This window comes from Yersinia sp. 1652 StPb PI, from assembly GCF_041538345.1.
GTDB lineage: Bacteria > Pseudomonadota > Gammaproteobacteria > Enterobacterales > Enterobacteriaceae > Yersinia > Yersinia enterocolitica_E.
The window spans coordinates 991,249-1,010,484 of sequence record NZ_JAULSM010000001.1; the positions used below are offsets into that span (position 1 = coordinate 991,249).

Below are 19,236 nucleotides of genomic sequence, written 5' to 3' on the forward strand. Positions count from 1 at the left end.
GCAATCTATACCAATCTCCAGAATATAATGGAGATTACCGCTCAGCCAAATATTCGGCTCAGCAAACGCCGCTCAAAAACGGCAATTCACCGAGTTTAACCAAACACGAACAGTATTCGGGTTCAGGCAAAGAAAAGGGTAGCATTCACAGTGCTACCCTTTGGGATTACTCAGATGGTTCAGCTTTGGACTTCTTACGCTGGCGGCGTTTAATTTCGCCTTGCGCCGCAGCAATCAAAAATCCTGCAGTGCTTTCGCCATCCTCTTTAACTTTCTCAATGGATTCTAAGTCTTCTAGAGGTAATCTCACTGATACCTGTAGTGACTTGTTGTTCCTTCTACCTGTAGCCATTACTGAATCCTATACGATTAGGTGGTGTTCAGTATGCACGATTATTTTTCTAATTCAATCATTGACGTGGTGTTCACTTGTAGATACATTGGTGGTGTTCACCTTGAATGTATCATGGTGTATACATGGCAACGCCCCGCAGTGCTCGAACACTGGCAGGGCGTCTAACCACAATGTAAATGAGGCTTACACTATGGCATTACAACATAGTACCCAAACTCGCCCTAAATTTCAGTATCTCTTTCTCGCCGTGTGCCGTTCTGACCTGAACGCCAAGCCGCACCGTGAATCAGTAACTGCCCATTCTGAACAAGATGCCCGCCGCTCTCTGGCTGGTCAGTTCGTACTTTCCTTTGCTGGCCGCATTCCTGCACAGGGGGTATGCAATGCTTAAAAAATACCGTGTTGAATTTAGCGCATTAGACGCTGCTGGTGGTGCTCTCAAACTGTCATGGTGTGGTGAAGCCGAAAGCCTTGATAAAGCATCAGCCACTGTTCTCTTAGGGGCTACAGAGCGCCGGTTAAGCAACATTCAGATCACCAGCATCATGCAGCTCCTTGATGAGGATGATATCTACCCACCTTCATACAAAGAAACTCAAGCCCTGATTGCTGAACTGATGGGCAGCCGTGGTAAGCCAATCCCTGACACCAACGAGAATGTATCCCGCACTCGCTTAATACGCGTCGAAGCAGGTCTGCTTCATTTGTTGACGGTCGTTATTCCTCTGATTGAGAACGAGCAGCAACGATTGCAGGTGTATTGGTGGGCTGAGGCGGTACATAACATCGTGCAGTTTGAAGAGCATGACGCGAAAAATGAGCAGGGGGTGTGCAATGTCTAAAAAAACTGAACTGGCTCCGGTAGCGGCCAAAGATTTGCAGGTTATTGAGTATCGTGGTCAGCGTGTAGCAACCACTGAGCAACTGGCGGCTGGGTATGGCACAACGGTGATCCGTATTCAGCAAAACCACCATGAAAATAAATCCCGTTTTGTTGAGGGTAAGCACTTCTTCAAAGTGGTTGGTACTGAACTCAACAATTTGCGACTAGTTTTAAGCGAACTGCAAATCTCGCCAAAAACTCGCTCACTTATGCTCTGGACTGAGCGCGGTGCGGCCAATCACGCGAAGATGTTAGAAACGGATCAGGCGTGGGACTACTTCAATGACCTCACTGAGTTTTACTTCTCCCGACGTGATGCATTGCCAGCACCTGCAACCATTCCCGACCTCAGTCGTCTGGAAATCCTTCAACTGGCTATCGACTCCGAGCAAGGCCGCTTAGCTGAAAAGCAACGCGCCGATAAAGCTGTTCGCACCAAAGGTCAGATTAGCCGGAAACGTGAAGCCAGCGCCCTCGGCAAACTAAGTGCCGCGACTCGCAAATGTCGTGTACTGGAAGAACGGCTGGGGGAAAGTACAAAGCATGCCACGGTGAAAGCGGTGGAGAACGTGACTCATCAGAAGTTTGCGTGGCATCCGTTGCGGAAATGGTGTCTTGAGAATGGCTTTAAACCAGAGATTGTGCCGGATCCACAGTATGGCTCTGTAAAATCATGGCCTCGCGAAGCATGGCTGGCAGTACATAGTATCAATCTGTCTGATGTTATGGGGGTGACTTATGGATAAGTTAGCGCCCTGCGAAGTTTCCGATCTTCTCAGTGAAATTGCTTCAATTTTAAAAGTTAGTTCAATGCTGATTGCTAGTGAGGATGGTAACGACACGGGTTATGAACTTCTTTGGATCGCTCAGGAACGCGCTGAAAAAGCGGAGAAAAATATTAAGGGGGTGAATTATGGGCCAACCACAGCCAAATGATCGTTACAAAGACAGTCATGGTTCATTGGTCACTGTCGATTCCGTTGCCTTTAATCGCGTTACCTTTAGCCGTGACGGATATTCATCACCCTGCATTATGCCACTGGCACGGTTTGTTACTGAATTTACCTTTATCGGGAGAGCATAACCATGAAAGCCAGTGAATCAGTACCTCTGGATATTGCCACGCATAAGGCTGGTCAATTAAATGCTCTCTTGCTGTTGATGTTTGAATCCAATGTTGAATTAGATACTACTGACGAAAAGGAATTACTAGGTCTAGCACTGGATCTCGCCGGGCCAGTTGCGGTTCATTTGCTTGAGCGGGAGGCCGGACAAAATGGAGCGCCTTGATAAAGCCAATAGCTAAATGCCCTGTATTTAATTAGTTAGCATTCCAACATTTCAAAAATAACAGCCATCAGGCTGGGGACTCGCTCGGCCTGATGAAAGGAAAGGATATATTTATGACGAACCTGAATCATTCAATCGAATTAAATCGTAAACATATTGCAGTGGCATTTATCGCTTATTGTCAGAAACGAAATAGAGGCGAATCCATTGCCAATGTCATTATTAATTCTAAAAAGATTGTCGTTCTTGAGAATTTAACCGAGGCCGCAGTTTGTAATTGCCTTATTCATTCTTTGGAAGTGCTTTGTTTTCAGGAATTCGGGCGTGATGACGGCTCGCGCATTCTTGTGGAAACCTACACTCAGATGCTGAGTAAAGATAACAGTAAATTGACACCGCACGGCGTCGAGACAATGACGGAAGTCATGAAGGCTACGGTCGTAGAGACTTTGGCTAATCCTCACGATAACCGGCATGGGCTGGTATTCAGTGGGGGAAACGCAGCATGACTAAATATATGGTAGGACAAACAATTCCTCTTTATGGAATTCCTAGTATCACGATTCATGTGTTGCGAAGCGATGTGTGGTTACCTTTGATTGAGGTCCCTGTAACTGAAGTTTATCAACGGATTGATGCCGGTGAATTTGATAATTCAGCAATAACAGGTTGCTTACATGCTGCTCTGGCAAGATACATCGATAGCTTAAAGGTCGCCGCTTACGAGGAGGGAGTCGATGAAACAGCCCATTGATTTGATCCGTGAAGTTACGGCTCAGGCCACCAACCGTTGGCGCGATATTCTTGGTTATCTCGGTATTGATGTACCGGAAAGACCTCGCGACCATTCTGCTTGTCCTGCATGTGGTGGCAAAGACAGATTCCGATTTGATGATCAGGATGGACGTGGGACTCATTTCTGTAATCAGTGTGGTGCCGGTGATGGGCTTGAGCTGGTACAGAAAGTTAAGCAATGCACATCCACTGAGGCGGCGGTCATGGTAGCAGACGCATTGGGAATGGACCCAGATTCACGAGTGTCTGCGCCGGTGCCTGCTAAATATGTAAAACAGCCGGTACAACCCGGTATCCCAATAGCGGATAAGGTTGCGGAGCTGGTGGCGAAAACGGTACCTGGCGAATCTCAGTACCTACTTAATAAGGGGCTTTCAAGCCCCTCTAAAGCCCTATTGAGTGACGGTTCTTTGTTACTGGTGCTGCAAACAATGGAGGGTGAGGTAACGGGTGCGCAGGTGATTAAGCCTGATGGCACCAAGCGACTGATATCCGGCACCATCAAGAAAGGTTCATTCATTCCAGTGAGACTTCCAACTGCACTGAATGATGAGCTGGTTGTAACGGTGTTAATTGCTGAGGGTAACGCAACCGGCGTTACAGTTTCGTTACTGAGTGATGGGGTTGTGCTGGCTGCTATTGATGAAGGGAACCTGATCCATATAGCGAAAGCCTGCCGGGAACGTTGGCCTGATGCGAAAATTATCATTGCTGCTGATAACGACCTTAAACCCGGTGAAAAGAATGTCGGGAGGGAGTCTGCTGAAAAAGCGGCTACCGCTGTGAATGGCTGGGTTGCCTTACCACCGACAGACCATAAAGCCGACTGGGATGATTACCGTCAGCAGTATGGGCTGGATGCGAGTATTACCGCGTTTGCTGATTCTCTATATCAACCACATATTTTGGCAGAAGAGGTGCCTCCGGTAGCGGAGCCTCAGGATGTCAGACGTCCATATGTCGATGAGCGTAAAGGTGGCATGTATTGGGTTGAACCCAAACTGGATAAAAGTAACGGCAATATTACGGAAAGAGAAAGCTGGCTGAGTGACCCGATATCTGTTTCGGGGATAGGTGAAGACGATAACGAGCGGTATCTGATCCTCTCCTGGACGCCGGAGGGTAACAGTACCGAACGTTCAGAAGCTTTACCCATGCGTGACATTGGCGAGCGGGAAGGCTGGTCGCGGCTGCGGGCTGGTGGTTTATCTATCACAGCCAAAAGTGGATTACGGGCAATACTGGCTGACTACCTGCAACGCAGTGGAGAGCGGCAGCTTTGGACAGTTGCCAATGCTACTGGCTGGCAGTGCGGTGCATACATCATGCCTGATGGTTCAGTGATTGGCTCACCTGCAACCCCGGTACTCTTTAATGGTCGCTCATCGGCGGCAAAAGGCTACACCACCAAGGGGACCCCAGAGAGCTGGCGCAATAATGTAGCCAAACTTGCTCGAGGTAATCCCTCCATGATGTTGGGTATTGCCTGCGCCTTTGCTGCTCCGTTGATTGGTCTGGCTGGTGCGGATGGTTTTGGTGTTCATTTATTCGGTGGTTCCTCCGCGGGTAAAACCACGACGGGTAATGCAGCTACCACTGTTTATGGCGAACCCGAAGCGCTGAAGCTGACGTGGTACTCAACAGCGTTGGGATTGGTAAATGAAGCTGCGGCGCACAATGACGGTTTTATGCCACTGGATGAGATAGGGCAAGGCAGTAATAAACGCGCAGTTGCTGATGCTGCTTACGCTTTGTTTAACGGCGTCGGCAAAATTCAGGGGGCCAAGGAGGGCGGTAATCGGGATGTGAAACGCTGGCGCGCAATGGCATTCAGTACCGGTGAAATCGATCTCGAAAGTTATATCCGAGCTGATGGAGGCAAAGTGAATGCCGGTCAACTGGTGCGGTTATTAAATGTCCCTATTACCAAAGCAACTGAATACCACGGCTATAAGGACGGTAAAGCGCATGCAGATGCTATGCGAGATGCCTGTAAAGACCACTACGGTGCGGTAGGGCGGGCATGGATAAAATGTCTAGCCAGCCAGAAAGAAGTAGCAGCGAAAGCTGTCAGGGATGCGGAACGTCGGTGGATAGCATTATTACCCGATGAAGCCAGTGAGCAGGTACGCCGTGTTGCATCGAGGTTCGCCATACTGGAAGCCGCTTTGCTGCTTTCCAAACACCTTACCAGTTGGAGTGAGCAAGAGTGCCGTGACGCTTTACAACATAGCTTTAATGCATGGGTTAATGATTTTGGTATGGGTAATCGTGAATCAAAAGCATGGGCGGAACAGGCTGAATCTTTCTTGCAACGCTTCGGTTATAGCCGTTATTTACCACATCCTGAAACGGATCCGCGAGATTTACCAATAAAGGATTTGGCGGGATATCGAGAGAAAAAGCCGGGACTCGATACATTGGTATTTCATACTTTTCCCTCAGTCTTTCGAAACGAGATTGCCGTAGGTGCCAATGCGGTGGCTTTTGCTCAGGCTCTCGTGGATGCCGGTATGTTGGATAAACCGAGCAAGGGGATCACTAAGAAAACGCTCAGAATTGACGGTAAGCAGCCTCACTTCGTGGTGCTCATGATGCCTGATGATTTGGAGGAGTAAGCAGATTGCCTCCATTTGAACTGACCTGAATCGGATAAATCATTCTCTCTGGCGGGGTATTACACCAATGCCCTGACAGAGAGTAAAAGAATACAGGGTATGCATATCATGAGAATGACAAAAGAATTACGTGCTGAGGTATTTCGGCTTAAACAATCAGGCATCGGTTATAAACGGATAGCCGATATGACTAATTTGAATTTGAGCACGGTCAAAAGCGCCTGTAAGCGGTCGGGGTTATTTGCTGATAATCCCGAGCATACAGCGATGTTTGAGATACCAGAGAAGCAATACAGTACCGCACTTATAGTACCAAAACCGTTACCAGTGCAGCGGCGTATTACGGGAGATAAGCAGACCGACGCCTATTTGTGGGTGTTGGAAGTTATCAATACCGGCGAACCGGGACATATTGCAGCGGCTGAGGAAGCCTTGCACAAGCTGACTATATCCCCTAAAGATGCTCGAGATAATTACACTCGTTATTTAGAAGCGAATGGCGCTGGGTGGACTGCTGGCTTTTCCACATTAATGATGGGGGACCCACAGCATTATATAGACCGAGCTAGAACACAATATTCCCGCGCAGCAGAGGTCAGGGGTACATTTGGCAGCTATGAGGCAGCACTGGAGCCTACTAGAGCCGAACAACTCATGGAGATGGCCTATGGCGATATCTATGATGATAATTTTGGCTGGACAGCCGAGGAAAAAAAGAAGGGATGCGTTGAGGGCAAGCGAGTTACTGATGTATGGGACCTGCGAGCGCAAGCGTCAAAGGGTTTCGCTGGGGTTTTACCAGAACCTCATACGCTCTCTGATGTCGTAAGGGAGTTTCAATATTGGCAATGGTTATATACGGTTCGTAATGCTGCTTGCAAAGAAATGGACCCTGGTGGATATGGTTATGATTGCGACGGCCCTATATCAGACCGTGAAACCTATCTTGATAAGAAGCTTGAGATTATCCGCCCTCGCCATCAACGAGAGGCACTGGATGTATTGAAATGGTATTTGCAAAGTGAGCGACATCAGGATTTTATTGGCTCAAATAGTGATGCGGTATATCTGAATTTGATAGGAGTGCATGAGTGCGTATAGGGGATGCAAAAGCAGAAGCATTGGAATAGACGGGGGATCTGGTGATGAATGCACCTGTAATAAACGACTTTGTTAAATAAATCAATTAACGTCGCCTAACGTGCTGCCATTGTGGAAAATATTGCCGTTATTTACTCATTTATCGTTACGATTTATGGTAATATATCTACATAGCTAATCAATATAAATAGTGAGTCGTATATTAAATACGGCTCGCTTTTTTATTGGGTAACGTTCAGAGATTCAGAGGGGTATCCATAATATGCGTGATATTCAATTGGTATTAGAACGCTGGGGCGGTTGGGCAGCAAATGAAGATAGTGGCGTAGGTTATTCCCCCATTGCAGCAGGATTTAAAGGTCTGTTACCTAGCACTACAAAGTCGCGGTTATCGTGCTGTGATAATGATGGTCTGCTGGTAGATGCGGCAGTAGGCCGACTGAAGAAAGCTGGGCGAGATGAAGATTATAACCTGATAGAGCAGCACTATAAGAAAGGGATATCAAAATCAGCAATTGCTCGGAAACAGAAATGTTCTGAAGGGAAGATTAGATTAAAACTTATGATGGCCGAAACCTTTGTTGATGCTTGCCTAATTATGGCGGGTGCCAAGTTAGAAATGGATGAGTGGACTTATAAAGCTGATATCGGGAAAATTGCATAAAAAGCTATTCGTTACGAATTTTACCTATTATTCTGCTAAGAGTGGTTACTTTGTCACGTAGCTTACACAATTAAAAAGACCTCGCCATCGTGCGGGGTTTTGTCGTTTTTGGGCTTGGGTTGGTAGTCTGAATAGTCTGAAAAATGACCTTGTTGATTGTACGTTTATAAATTGGTGTGTAGAATCCGCGCCCTAACCGCCACTAGCTCAGCTGGATAGAGCCGATAACCATAGTTGTTGTAGGTGCGAGGTTCGAGGCCTCGGTTGCGGGCCAAATAATAAGTAATCTGGGTTTAAGTCGATGACGGGTTTCCCTGAGATGTCCAGTTTACTTACTCATGTTCGGCCCTTTAGCTCAGTTGGTTAGAGCGTGCGACTCATAATCGTTAGGTCGCTGGTTCAAGTCCAGCAAGGGCCACCAGTGCGGTCATCGTATAATGGCTATTACCTCAGCCTTCCAAGCTGATGATGCGGGTTCGATTCCCGCTGACCGCTCCAAATGAGTCCCAAGAGAAAAGCGCATCGGGCGTTGTTGATTGCACTATCGGCGTCCCCCTACGGAAAATTGCCCGGTGCGCCTCTCTGTTGGGAATTATATCTATGAGATATTGGCAACTATTCAAGCCCTTGAGTTAATAGCTCGAGGGCTTTTTACATGCGTGATTATCCCGTATGTAGAATCTGCCAACAAAGAGTGAACCAACATTCGCATGGGTACTGGATTGGTTAATCCAATCGTTGTGAAACAGTATCCAGCCGAATGTGGTGAATGCGCAGGCTGATGCGCGACGGGAATGCTACTGAATCCGTGATGTATGGCGAGGGTAAAATACGGGTAAGACCGGAATATCTGCGCCAGCAAGGTAGGATCAAGCCGGAAATCAGTGCCGGCCACCACAGAAGCACACTGAAAGGTATGCGGTCAGCACATTGGTAGATGTTGACGCCGGAACCGTAACCGGCTTCAAAAAATAAAAGCCCCGACATCTGTCAGGGCATAATTATTTGTGGAATGTGCCCACACTTAGCTGATTCCAAGCTTTTTAGCTATTTCTTCGAAAAGAAAATTGTGTCTATCACTAACTACAGAAATAGCCGCACCACACGACGCACACTGAATAAAATGAATGTTGTGCCTGCAACCGTCAACTTTAGTACCACTGTTTAACTCAAATGAAGTGGATTCGCATTTAGGACATTTCGTCTGTTTTACCATGATTCTCAATCCCTTAGGTTTACTATGGAATAGTCAATTTATCAGCTTCCCTTGACTGTGGAAAGCAAAGGGATAATGCCAGATTCTCTCTGGTGCCCATTCAGGGCTCATCTCGGTAGGCCTTTTTTCTAATACTTAAATTGTTTTTACCAGCCGCCATTACCACCAAACCGAGGGCCTGACCCAGCAATGCGAAGTGGCTTTGCTGGAGGTAGCTTATTCATTTTAAATTCACTCTTGCATGTAGGGCAATAATGAACAAAAAAGCCGCCTTTTACACCGGTAGTTATGCCAGGTTGAAGTATAGATATTTTATGATGATGAAAGCACTGTGGGCATACATTCACTATCAACTCTTCACCGTTCATCGCTTGCTTCTTGGAGTACATCAACGTTCCCGACTCCGCTTTGTTAAGAACGTAACCTTCAGACTCCTTTGTGAAATTTTCAGCCTCTGCCAGTTTTGCTTTGACATGGGACAGCTCTTCATCACGAGAGCGGATCAGATCTCCAAGTGTGAAGCTCTCATGCTGGAGCATTAATAATCGCGACTGTAGTTCTGAAATTGCCTTCTTAATTTCAGCGTCTGTTTTTGCATCATTTATTACTTTAGCTAGATTTGCCGTTTCACGGATTGCTGTCATTACAGCCGTCAATTCTGCGATCACAATAAATACTCTTCATATTGTTGGGGGTATTCAGATTAACCGAATCCATGTTGTTGGGGAATGACAGGATGCACCTCGCCTGACGTGGTTAAAAGCAGGCAACTATTAGACAGCGTTAATTCGTGGCCTTTTTCAGTTTTAGCCCATCAGTCACCCAATCAACTCCACACACACTATTAACAGATGAGTGGCTGCACTGGTGGGCTAAATTCCTTAACCACACGCCCAACCCGCAGGCCGGGAGGGGGAGACTATGCGAATGGAACCAGTTACCTCTCAGAACCTGCCTTATTGGTGGTCATTAGCGCTTGGCGTTTTCTCATTACTATCCCTACAGGAGTACATCTTTATCCTGGGCGCAATTATCTCTGCTTTCTTCACGATAAAAACGTATTACGCCAAACGGCGTGAAGAGAAAGCGCGGTTAATTGAAGAGCAAAAGCGTACAGAAATACTGCGGGAGTTCCTCAATGACGCGACCACCCGCCCGATAGCGGATCGCTCAGCGGCTGTGGAGATTGTTGCAGAAGCGATAAAGCGTAACGAGGAACTATATGAACAAGCTAAGTAAGGCCGGTGGCTTGTGTTCTGTGGCAGCAATCATTGCTCTCGTTGTATCCAATGGCAACGTCAGAACCAGTGAGCGGGGATTGGAGCTTATCGGTAATGCTGAATCATGCCGCCGTGATCCGTATGTTTGCCCCGCAGGCATTATCACAGATGGGATCGGGAACACTCACAGCGTCATACCTGGCACCCGAAAGACTGATGCACGGATAGCGGCTGATTGGGAAAAAAACATCATTGATGCTGAGCGTTGTGTTATTCGCTATGCGAACGGCAATAAATTACCGCCAGGTGCTTTTGATGCTGCTACGTCTATCACCTTTAATACTGGTTGCCCATCGATGCAGAAATCCACCATGTTCCAGTATTTCCGTGCTGGCAACGTGACGGCAGCATGTGAACAGTTCCCGCGCTGGGTATATGGCGGCGGTAAGAAATTGCCGGGGCTGGTGGCTCGCCGCGATAAGGAACGAACGCTATGTCAAACAAAATAGTTGGTGTGATTATTGCTGTACTTATAGTTGCTGCTATTTGCGTAGCTGGCGGGTACTGGTGGGGTAGCGATAGCAAAGATACGGAGTGGTCCCTTAAATGGACTGACCGAGACAATTCAGACCTAAAATCAGAGCTAGCCGCTAAAAAGAGCGCTGACGAGAAAGAGGCTCAACTTCAAGCCGCGCAATCAGCCGGATTAAAGGCATATCAACAAGGGGTAGTAGATGCTGAGAACAAAGCAAAAGGCACTATTGCTGCTTACCGTGCTGGCAATATCAGGTTGCAAAAGCGTTTCGAGTGTCTCGCCGCTTCAGTTGGGGATATGCCCGTTACTCCCGCCAGTGGACAGCTCACTGATGCAGCCAGAGACTGCGGATTTTCAGACGCAGATGTCGGGTTTCTTATTTCAATCGCTGAGCGAGCCGACAAGTTAGTCGAGAAACTCACCGCGCTACAAAAGGTTGTCACTGACGACCGGTTAATAATTAACAGCACCACACATCAATAGTGTCGGGTTATTTGTGTTTTTGTATTGGTCTTGCCCTCTTCGGCAAAGATGGCTAGGAACTTAGCGCTATTGATGCCATTAATATTTTATTTAATCAATTACATAATCATTAATTTTTTTTATCATTCTGTGTGAATATTGATCTCAATCAGGAGTGTTCTACTTCGTAAAGGATACTTTCTCTATGCGTACGCAAACAAATGGAGAAAAAAATGAAATACTTTGTTCACACTAAAAAGGATGCGGAGGGTGATTATGAAGTGCATACAAAAGATTGCCACAAACTTCCGCTAGTAGATAATCGTAAAGAGTTAGGCGAGTATTCAAGTTGTACGCCTGCCGTAGCAGAAGCTAAGCGTCTTGGCTATACACCGACGAATGGTTGTATTCACTGCTGCAAACCCTGCCATACCTCATAGATATATCATGAGTAAACCCAAAGGTCGCTTACGCGGCCTTTTTTATTACCTAAAAAACCAATTAAGGAATCAACTATGTACGCATTAACCATTATTAAGCATACCCCCGATAACAGTTCAGTCTATTCCCGTCAGGCATTAGGGGACTGGTACGAACTGGAGTTTTATCCAACCGGAAAAGAAGGCAACACGGTAGCGGTCATTAAATACAGCAAAGGCGACTCAATGCCCGCGACTGAGATTAATCGTGATGATGAGGCTTACATTACGCTATTGACGGGGGAGACGGTGCATGTCGTTTGCCGGGGGAAGGTCAACCGGAATAACTAGGCCGCGAAAGCTAATCGGCTAATTGGCCACCGTAAAGTAATAGCATTACAGATGGTACTTAGTAAGTGCCATCGATAATGCGCAAACCAAAGTCACCTCGTTAACTCCGGCTCGCTGTGGGGGTTAATGCTGGTGGCTTTTCTATTTAGGGATAGGTCATGGCGACTCTTAAGGATTTATCTAATCAGCTCCAGCAGATTAAAAAGCAGATTCCCTTTGCTGCTGCCCAGGCACTAACAAGTGTTGCTCGCCAGATTGCAGCCGCTCAGAAGGTGGGTATGCAGCGCAATCTGGATAATCCGACACCTTTCACCGTTAATTCTGTCGGCTCGTTTGGTGCCCGCAAAGACCGATTACAGGCCAAAGTGTTTGTGCGGGATATTGCTGCGAGCTATCTAGAACCGTTCGAGTTCGGCGGACAGCACAAGCTTAATGGTCAGGCGCTACTTAACCCTAAGAACATTAAGTTGAATAAGTTCGGCAACTTAGCCCGTAATAAAACGCAGCAGCTCAAGGCTAAGGAAAATGTCTTTGTAGGTGAGGTGAATGGCGTTAGTGGTTTCTTCCAGCGTAAGAAAGGCAAGAAGAGCAAAAAAGTTAAGAAGCGTCAGAAGCGCTCTCCTAACGGCGTGCATCGAGCCAGAGAGAAACAAAGAGCACCTAAGCTGCTTATTCAGTTTGGTGACGCATTGGCAGTTAAACCAACGCTTGGATACTTCGACCGGGCGAATGCAATGGCACAGGGTTTGATGCCTGGCGCGTTAAGCATGGCAATCGAGCAGGCGTTGAATACTGCAAAATAGAGAGTTATATGACAACCATTATCATCTAGAAAAAAATGGGTCCCTCCTGAGACCTTTGTAATGTACGGGCATTGCGCACCCCGTTCTGCGTCTAGCTTTCAACTTTTGAAATTTGGGTAACAGGTAACAACTGAGGTAACACATGAACCAGTCAGATTTTGCCAAACTTCACAATGTCAGTCGAAAGACGGTTACGGCGTGGAAGGCGCGTGGGTGGCTGGTTTTAGCGGGTGATGACATTGATGTCGAGGCATCAAATGCCAACATTGAGCGCTTTCGGAAAACTGTTACCCGACCAGAGAAAAAAGTTGCAGGTAACACGCAGGGTAACAAAGCAGGTAACAAGACGGGTAACAGAGCCAAAGGTAACAGATCAGGTAACAGACCTGATAAAGATCCGGTGGATTCTCCCGCAGACGTTGTGAAGAAAATGATTGCTGAAAGCGGCGTCGAGATGACAATCGATGAAGCCAGAGAAATGAAAGAAAACTTTCTGGCGCTGCTCACTCGGTTGGAATATGACATTAAATCAGGTCAGGTACTTCCTTACAAAGAGATGATTGAGGCGGTAGGTAGCGAATATTCACGTATGCGTACCCGCCTGATTGCCATCGCTCCCGAACATGGTCCCCGCTTGCGGGTGCTGGCCTCAACCACTAACGATGCGGAGTTTGTTGAAGCACTGCAAGAAGTGGTTTACGAGGCAATGGAGGAGCTAAGCCTTGATAACAATAACAACGGAGAGAGCAGTTGACCCGGCCGCTTGGCAAAACTTCTCCACGGAACTGCATCAACGACGCAAGAACGTAAAGCCCCCCGAACCTCTATCATTGAGTGAGTGGGCCAATAAGCATGCGGTATTGTCAAAAGAGACCAGTGCACAGACTGGACGATTTCGCTCTTTTGCTTATCAGGATGGCATTATGGATGCAGTAACTGACCCACTGGTTACTCAGGTGTCCGTCATGAAATCTGCCCGAGTGGGTTACACCAAGATTTTGGATCATGTTATCGGCTATTACCTGGTACATGACCCTTCACCCATTCTAGTTGTGCAACCCCGCGTTGAAGATGCGGAGGATTACAGTAAGACTGAAATTTCTCCCATGCTCAGGGATACCCCTGTTCTCGCTGAGATATCCGGTGATCCGAAAGCCAAAAGCAGTAACCAGACCATCCTTAAAAAGCAGTTTCTCAATGGTTCTAATTTAACGCTGGTAGGGGCAAACAGTCCTGGTGGCTTCCGTCGTATAACTTGTCGAATCATTGCTTTTGATGAAGTTGATGGGTATCCGATAGCGGGGGCCGGTGTTGATGGTGATCAGATAGCCTTGGGTACCAAGCGTTCAGAGACATTCTGGAATAGAAAAATAATATTAGGATCAACCCCGACGGTTAAAGGAATTAGCCGCATTGAGAAGGCTTATGCTGAAAGTGATCAGCGTAAATATTATGTTCCATGCCCTCACTGTGGTGAGTTTCAAACGCTGGAATGGGGTGGGCCAACAACGCCATACGGAATTAAGTGGGATAAAGACTCTGACGGTAATGGATTACCCGATACCGCCTATTATGTTTGCCGCCATAACGGTTGTGTGATCCATCACAACGATAAAGCCGGAATGGTGAAAGCGGGAAGGTGGCAGGCAACTATGCCCTTTAAAGGGCATGCGGGTTTTCATATTTGGGCGGGATACAGTCTCTTCCCTAACGCGGCATGGAAGTATCTGGTTGCCGAGTGGTTGCGGGTAAAAGACGACCCTTTGATGCGCCAGACATTTATTAACCTTGTCTTGGGTGAACCCTATGAAGATCGCGGTGAAAAGGCGCTCAGTGAAAAAAGCCTGGCAGAACGTTGTGAGGTTTATTCCGCTGAAGTCCCTGATGGTGTTGCCGTCGTCACCGCCGGTATCGATACACAAGACGGACGACTTGAGATTGAGGTGGTGGGTTGGGGCCGGAATGAAGAAAGCTGGTCTATCGCTTATGACGTTATTGAGGGGGATTTAGAAACTGACGAACCCTGGCGTCGGCTTGATGCTTACCTGAAGCAGACATGGCGGAGAGCGGACGGGCGAGGTTTTACGATTATGGCTGCCTGTCACGACTCCGGCGGGCATCATACCCAGAAAGTGTATGAGTTTTCCAAAGAGCGTATTGGACGGCGGATATGGGCGATAAAAGGCGAGTCGGCAAGAGGCGGTAAGCGTTCACCCATCTGGCCAACAAAGCGACCATCTTCTCGGTCAAAGTCTCAATTCAAGCCCATTATACTGGGTGTTAATGCTGCAAAAGACGCCATTCGTTCCCGTCTTCACATGGAGCAACCGGCGGCGGGTATCCCTTCTGCTGGGTATATGCACTACCCAGTTGAGCGTGATTTACACTATTTTAGCCAATTACTTGCAGAGCGCTCCGTTGTTAAAACGGCGGGCGGGCAACGTTATCGCGTTTGGGAATTATTGCCCGGGCGGGCAAATGAGGCATTAGATTGCCGGGTATACAGCTATGCAGCATTGAAAGGGTTGCTGCATTTTGGATTAAGTCTTAACCAATATGCTGACAGTCTTTTAAGTCATCCTGAAAAATTACTGCCTCCTTCAGACGTTACAGAAGACAAGCCCAACTTGCGTTTTCCGGGCGTCATTATTCCAGAGTCACAACCCACTACACCCAAAAGTAGAGCCAGAAGGCTGGCATAAGGATATCCATGTTCAATGCAAACACTAGCCTACTGGCCGGTGCGATGAGTCGCGCCCAATTAGAAGAGGCATTAAACCGAGCGCAGCAAGCCTATATCGAATTATCGTCCGGCGCGAAGGGCGTTTCGTTCTCCTATGCGCAAGGGGATGGCACCCGATCGGTTACCTATCAGCAAACAGATATTGGGATACTCATGGGGTTAATTCAGCTTCTTCAGGCTCAGCTAGGCATCGTTAAGCGTCCACGCAGGGCGATAAGGTTTCGTTACTGATGAAAAACCCAGTAAGGATTTTAGGTCCTGACGGTAGCCCCTTGCCGCCATCCAAATCAAGGGCATCGATGTTGAGTGGTTCCCGAGGGGTTCCGTATGACGCTGCTGATTCATTCAGTGATTCTATGGCCAATTGGCAGCCGTCCTTGTGGTCACCGGATAACGAAATCAATACCTCCCGCGATCAGGTTGTTGCCCGCGTTCGCGACATGGTACGTAACGATGGTTGGGCCTCGGGCAGCGTTACCCGCATTTTGGATAATGCCGTTGGTGCGTCTTTCCGGCCGCTTGCCAAGGTTGATTACCGGACTTTGGCACTGATGACCGGGAACCCTAAATTTGACGCGAAATGGGCTGATGAATATGGACGGGCCATTGAATCAGGCTGGCGAACGTGGGCGAATGATCCGAACCGTTATTGTGATGTGGAAAGGAAGAAAACAGTCGCTCAACTGCTCCGGCTTGGTTTTCGCCACAAACTAACTGACGGTGATGCGCTCTGCGTTATGCAATATCGACCTGACCGTCTGGGCTATGGGCGCGCGCAGTATGCCACGACCATGCAGATCATCGACCCGGATAGATTAAGCAATCCTCAGCAAAATTTCGACATGCCGAATATTCGCGGTGGGGTAGAGATTGATGAGGATGGGGTACCTATTGCTTATCACATCCGAAAAGCTCACATGGGCGACTGGTGGAGCGGTAAAGAAACCATGACTTGGGAGCGTATCCCACGTGAAACTGACTGGGGCCGCCCAATCGTCATCCATGATTTTGATAGTGACCGGGCCTCCCAGCATCGGGGTATCAGTATTTTCACTCCCATCGTTCAGCGTCTTAAAATGCTGATTAAGTACGATGAGGTTGAGTTGCAGTCGTCAATCCTGAACTCCATTTTTGCCGCCTTTATCACATCACCTTATGACCCAAGTTTGGTAGCGGACGCCCTTGATACGGGTGAGGAAGTTAACCGATATCAAGACATGCGCCGCGAGTATCACGACGAAAAACGCCTGTCACTACAGGGTGGCGCACGTATTCCGATACTGGCACCCGGTGAGGAAATGACCACCCTAAACGCGGTTCGACCAACCAGTAACTTTGTTGCTTTTGAAAGCGCGGCGTTACGGAACATAGCCGCATCATTGGGAATTTCTACCCAGCAACTGACACAAGACTGGTCTGATGTTAACTACAGCTCAGCTCGTTCCGCCATGTTGGAAGCGTGGAAAACGCTGACCCGCCGCCGTGATGACTTTGCGGCAGGATTCGCTCAGCCCATCTTGTCGTGTTTTATCGAAGAACTGCATGACTTAGGTGAGGTTCCCTTGCCTGATGGCGCACCTGATTTTCTCACAGCGAAAGCGGCATATTGCCGTGCGCAGTGGATGGGGCCAGGTCGTGGTTGGGTTGATCCCGTGGCTGAGAAGAAAGGGGCCATTCTCGGGATGGAGGCGGGATTGTCTACTCTCGAAATGGAAGCCGCTGAGAACGTGGGCGAAGACTGGGAAGAACTGCTGGATCAGCGCCAGCGAGAACGTGAGGCATACATTGAGCGTGGATTGGCTATCCCTACATGGCTGCAAGCTGACACCTTTGCGCCTGATCAACAACAAAAACCGGAGGCACAGTGAATCTTCCACATTTAGCCCAGCGGCTCTTTAACACCCCGCTGGCACTTCATCCGCACAAGGCTGAAGTCGTTATGGCGGCATTGACTGACCGGTTCGGCCTGACGCGCATTCAGTCCAATGCCGATTGGGCCGACGAAGAGGATGATTTCTTTTCACGCAAAGGGCGTGATTGTGGTTATGACGTTATCGAGGGCGTGGCGGTCATTCCGATTCAGGGCACGTTGGTGCAAAAGTTAGGCACCCTGCGACCTTATAGCGGCATGACAGGCTATGACGGCATTCGAGCCAGCTTTCTGACCGCAATGAATGATGATGCTGTTAAGGGCATTTGTTTTGATATCGATTCACCGGGCGGCGAAGTCGCCGGCTGTTTTGATTTGGTCGATGAAATTTATGCCGCCCGAGGCGCTAAACCCATTTGGTCAATCCTGTCCGAAAATGCTTATTCGGCTGCTTATGCACTGGCCAGTGCAGCGGATCGTATTATCGTTCCTCGCACCGGCGGGGTCGGTTCGATCGGCGTCATCGTGATGCATGTTGACTGGTCACAGCGCATAAAAAACGATGGCGTACAGGTCACGATAATCACCTTTGGCAGCAGAAAAGCCGAATCAAATCCCTATGAAGCATTAAGCGAAGAAGCAAAGAAGGCCATTCAGTCCGATGTTGACGAGATGGGCCGCTTGTTCGTGAGTACGGTTTCCCGCAATCGCGGGGTAGCAGAGAGAACGATCAGAGACACCGAGGCGGCATGTTTCTTGGCTGCTGATGGTGTGCAGTTGGGGCTGGCTGATCAAGTTGCCCCGCCTGATGTCGCATTCCGCGATTTATTAACATTGGTTGGAGAAAAGTAATGGCGAAAATTAAAGGTTTTTCACACCTGTTTGGCCGTGGGGCCAAGGCGTCAGAAGAGACTGAGGACGATAAAGACAAGGTCAAAAAGGCCAAAGGTCGTCAGGCTGAAGATGATGAAAAAGATCCTGAAGCTGAAGAGAACGATGACGACTCAAACGATAATCCTGATGATCAGGATAATAAGGACCCTGATGCTGAGGATGACAGCGATGATGCTGACGCGGATGAAGGGAGTGACGATGACGGTGATGATGATACCGAAGACCGTAACGTCAAAAAAGGCCGCAGTGCTGAACGCCAGCGCTGTGCTCGTATCTTTGGCAGTAAGCATGCTACCGGGCGCGGAGATTTAGCGGTTTCTCTGGCGCTTAATTCCGGCATAAGTTCTGCTGCTGTGATCCGTGTTCTTGCCTCCACTACTGCTACAGCACTGGTATCTGCCACAGTGCCCCGTAAACGCTCTTTGGATGAACGGATGCAGGCCCTCGGCAATACACAGCCCGGACAGGATGCCGCAGTCGCATCAAAAGGCGCGTCACTGGTCAATAAGATGACCAGCCTCTATGACTCAGTAAAGGGTAAAAAATAATGGATAACTTTGGACAAAATGCGTTCCAGCCGGGTATGCGCTCATCTTTGTATGTGCCCGACCAGTTAATTGCCGGGACACTGCAACTGGTCACGGATACCGCTGTTATTGCTCAGGCAGCTCCAATCCATTTGCGTGGCACCGTGATGGGTAAAATTACAGCGTCAGGCGAATACATCAAGTCAGTAAAAGATGCGGATGACGGCAGCGAAGTGCCGGTTGCTATCCTCGTCGATAATGTGGATACAACCACTACCGCCCAGCGAGGGGGCGTTTATCTGATGGGGCAGTTTAATCAGAACGTGATCATTCACGATGCTTCATGGACATTGGCTGAACTAAAAACGGCACTGCGGTCGTATTCAATCTTCCTCGAAGACAGTATCCAAGCACCCGTTTAAAAACCCATTTTCTTAATTTGCACCCAATGCCATTCATCTGGCAGGGGTTTGCTCGTATTCAATCTTTG

General features: G+C 48.2%; 27 protein-coding genes and 2 tRNA genes. 26 read left to right on the forward strand and 3 right to left on the reverse strand.

The features are described from left to right. Positions 1-166 precede the first annotated feature (166 nt). Positions 167-352 carry a YlcI/YnfO family protein gene (locus Q2T71_RS04410; protein ID WP_372558239.1) on the reverse strand — a complete coding sequence of 62 codons (186 nt, stop codon included), beginning with the start codon at positions 350-352 and terminating at the stop codon, positions 167-169. 193 nt (positions 353-545) lie between these two features. Here Q2T71_RS04410 and Q2T71_RS04415 point away from each other — a divergent pair, with 193 nt between their 5' ends. From Q2T71_RS04415 to Q2T71_RS04475, 13 genes are all read left to right on the forward strand, one after another. After that, a complete protein-coding gene (locus Q2T71_RS04415; protein WP_050327262.1) occupies positions 546-746 on the forward strand; it encodes a host cell division inhibitor Icd-like protein in 201 nt (66 codons plus the stop codon). Beyond that, complete coding sequence (locus Q2T71_RS04420; protein WP_372558240.1) at positions 739-1,197, forward strand: hypothetical protein; 459 nt, start codon at positions 739-741, stop codon at positions 1,195-1,197. Before Q2T71_RS04415 ends, Q2T71_RS04420 begins: the two co-directional genes overlap by 8 nt. Then, positions 1,190-1,984 carry an ORF6N domain-containing protein gene (locus Q2T71_RS04425; protein WP_372558241.1) on the forward strand — a complete coding sequence of 265 codons (795 nt, stop codon included), beginning with the start codon at positions 1,190-1,192 and terminating at the stop codon, positions 1,982-1,984. The genes Q2T71_RS04420 and Q2T71_RS04425 overlap by 8 nt, the downstream gene beginning before the upstream one ends. After that, positions 1,977-2,174 carry a hypothetical protein gene (locus Q2T71_RS04430; RefSeq protein ID WP_372558242.1) on the forward strand — a complete coding sequence of 66 codons (198 nt, stop codon included), beginning with the start codon at positions 1,977-1,979 and terminating at the stop codon, positions 2,172-2,174. Before Q2T71_RS04425 ends, Q2T71_RS04430 begins: the two co-directional genes overlap by 8 nt. Continuing rightward, entirely contained in the window at positions 2,152-2,322 is a 171-nt protein-coding gene (locus Q2T71_RS04435) for a DUF4222 domain-containing protein (RefSeq protein WP_032898472.1), read from the forward strand. Before Q2T71_RS04430 ends, Q2T71_RS04435 begins: the two co-directional genes overlap by 23 nt. 2 nt (positions 2,323-2,324) lie before the next feature. Further along, positions 2,325-2,528, forward strand: coding sequence for a hypothetical protein (locus Q2T71_RS04440; protein WP_050535714.1), 204 nt, complete (start codon positions 2,325-2,327; stop codon positions 2,526-2,528). 113 nt (positions 2,529-2,641) lie between these two features. Beyond that, positions 2,642-3,037, forward strand: coding sequence for a hypothetical protein (locus Q2T71_RS04445; protein WP_372558243.1), 396 nt, complete (start codon positions 2,642-2,644; stop codon positions 3,035-3,037). After that, a complete protein-coding gene (locus Q2T71_RS04450; RefSeq protein ID WP_049602774.1) occupies positions 3,034-3,282 on the forward strand; it encodes a hypothetical protein in 249 nt (82 codons plus the stop codon). The genes Q2T71_RS04445 and Q2T71_RS04450 overlap by 4 nt, the downstream gene beginning before the upstream one ends. Next, on the forward strand, positions 3,266-5,941 hold the full coding sequence (locus Q2T71_RS04455) for a DUF927 domain-containing protein (RefSeq protein WP_372558244.1): 2,676 nt from the start codon (positions 3,266-3,268) through the stop codon (positions 5,939-5,941). The genes Q2T71_RS04450 and Q2T71_RS04455 overlap by 17 nt, the downstream gene beginning before the upstream one ends. Before the next feature lie 99 nt (positions 5,942-6,040). Then, on the forward strand, positions 6,041-7,042 hold the full coding sequence (locus Q2T71_RS04460) for a hypothetical protein (RefSeq protein WP_372558245.1): 1,002 nt from the start codon (positions 6,041-6,043) through the stop codon (positions 7,040-7,042). A 262-nt stretch (positions 7,043-7,304) separates the two neighbouring features. Further along, entirely contained in the window at positions 7,305-7,706 is a 402-nt protein-coding gene (locus tag Q2T71_RS04465; RefSeq protein WP_372558246.1) for an antiterminator Q family protein, read from the forward strand. Between the two features lie 344 nt (positions 7,707-8,050). Then, positions 8,051-8,127: transfer RNA gene (locus Q2T71_RS04470), tRNA-Ile, on the forward strand. 2 nt (positions 8,128-8,129) lie between these two features. Further along, a tRNA-Gly gene (locus tag Q2T71_RS04475) sits at positions 8,130-8,204 on the forward strand. A gap of 228 nt (positions 8,205-8,432) precedes the next feature. Here Q2T71_RS04475 and Q2T71_RS04480 read toward each other — a convergent pair. Together Q2T71_RS04480 and Q2T71_RS04485 are read right to left on the reverse strand one after the other, a co-directional pair. After that, complete coding sequence (locus tag Q2T71_RS04480) at positions 8,433-8,693, reverse strand: hypothetical protein (protein ID WP_372558247.1); 261 nt, start codon at positions 8,691-8,693, stop codon at positions 8,433-8,435. A gap of 375 nt (positions 8,694-9,068) precedes the next feature. Next, a complete protein-coding gene (locus Q2T71_RS04485; RefSeq protein WP_125461930.1) occupies positions 9,069-9,590 on the reverse strand; it encodes a hypothetical protein in 522 nt (173 codons plus the stop codon). 253 nt (positions 9,591-9,843) lie between these two features. Here Q2T71_RS04485 and Q2T71_RS04490 point away from each other — a divergent pair, with 253 nt between their 5' ends. From Q2T71_RS04490 to Q2T71_RS04550, 13 genes are all read left to right on the forward strand, one after another. Next, on the forward strand, positions 9,844-10,161 hold the full coding sequence (locus Q2T71_RS04490) for a hypothetical protein (protein WP_050090307.1): 318 nt from the start codon (positions 9,844-9,846) through the stop codon (positions 10,159-10,161). Beyond that, positions 10,145-10,651 carry a lysozyme gene (locus tag Q2T71_RS04495; protein ID WP_372558248.1) on the forward strand — a complete coding sequence of 169 codons (507 nt, stop codon included), beginning with the start codon at positions 10,145-10,147 and terminating at the stop codon, positions 10,649-10,651. Before Q2T71_RS04490 ends, Q2T71_RS04495 begins: the two co-directional genes overlap by 17 nt. Further along, positions 10,636-11,160: a DUF2514 family protein gene (locus tag Q2T71_RS04500; RefSeq protein ID WP_372558249.1), complete on the forward strand. Its 525-nt coding sequence runs from the start codon at positions 10,636-10,638 to the stop codon at positions 11,158-11,160. Before Q2T71_RS04495 ends, Q2T71_RS04500 begins: the two co-directional genes overlap by 16 nt. 212 nt (positions 11,161-11,372) lie before the next feature. After that, entirely contained in the window at positions 11,373-11,579 is a 207-nt protein-coding gene (locus Q2T71_RS04505) for a hypothetical protein (protein ID WP_372558250.1), read from the forward strand. A gap of 75 nt (positions 11,580-11,654) precedes the next feature. Then, positions 11,655-11,909 carry a hypothetical protein gene (locus tag Q2T71_RS04510; RefSeq protein WP_372558251.1) on the forward strand — a complete coding sequence of 85 codons (255 nt, stop codon included), beginning with the start codon at positions 11,655-11,657 and terminating at the stop codon, positions 11,907-11,909. A 158-nt stretch (positions 11,910-12,067) separates the two neighbouring features. After that, a complete protein-coding gene (locus Q2T71_RS04515; protein ID WP_372558252.1) occupies positions 12,068-12,712 on the forward strand; it encodes a hypothetical protein in 645 nt (214 codons plus the stop codon). Between the two features lie 142 nt (positions 12,713-12,854). Continuing rightward, positions 12,855-13,466, forward strand: coding sequence for a hypothetical protein (locus Q2T71_RS04520; protein WP_005278871.1), 612 nt, complete (start codon positions 12,855-12,857; stop codon positions 13,464-13,466). Then, on the forward strand, positions 13,438-15,414 hold the full coding sequence (locus Q2T71_RS04525) for a phage terminase large subunit family protein (RefSeq protein ID WP_080347399.1): 1,977 nt from the start codon (positions 13,438-13,440) through the stop codon (positions 15,412-15,414). Before Q2T71_RS04520 ends, Q2T71_RS04525 begins: the two co-directional genes overlap by 29 nt. An 8-nt stretch (positions 15,415-15,422) precedes the next feature. Then, the gene (gene gpW, locus Q2T71_RS04530; protein ID WP_083159866.1) at positions 15,423-15,686 is read left to right on the forward strand and encodes a gpW family head-tail joining protein; all 264 of its coding nucleotides are present in this window, start codon (positions 15,423-15,425) and stop codon (positions 15,684-15,686) included. Next, positions 15,686-17,323, forward strand: a complete 1,638-nt coding sequence (locus Q2T71_RS04535; protein WP_372558253.1) for a phage portal protein — start codon at positions 15,686-15,688, stop codon at positions 17,321-17,323. Before gpW ends, Q2T71_RS04535 begins: the two co-directional genes overlap by 1 nt. Then, the gene (locus Q2T71_RS04540; protein WP_372558254.1) at positions 17,320-18,177 is read left to right on the forward strand and encodes a S49 family peptidase; all 858 of its coding nucleotides are present in this window, start codon (positions 17,320-17,322) and stop codon (positions 18,175-18,177) included. The genes Q2T71_RS04535 and Q2T71_RS04540 overlap by 4 nt, the downstream gene beginning before the upstream one ends. Further along, positions 18,177-18,767 carry a DNA primase gene (locus tag Q2T71_RS04545; protein ID WP_372558255.1) on the forward strand — a complete coding sequence of 197 codons (591 nt, stop codon included), beginning with the start codon at positions 18,177-18,179 and terminating at the stop codon, positions 18,765-18,767. Before Q2T71_RS04540 ends, Q2T71_RS04545 begins: the two co-directional genes overlap by 1 nt. Continuing rightward, entirely contained in the window at positions 18,767-19,168 is a 402-nt protein-coding gene (locus tag Q2T71_RS04550) for a head decoration protein (RefSeq protein WP_050289190.1), read from the forward strand. Before Q2T71_RS04545 ends, Q2T71_RS04550 begins: the two co-directional genes overlap by 1 nt. Positions 19,169-19,236: the final 68 nt, after the last annotated feature.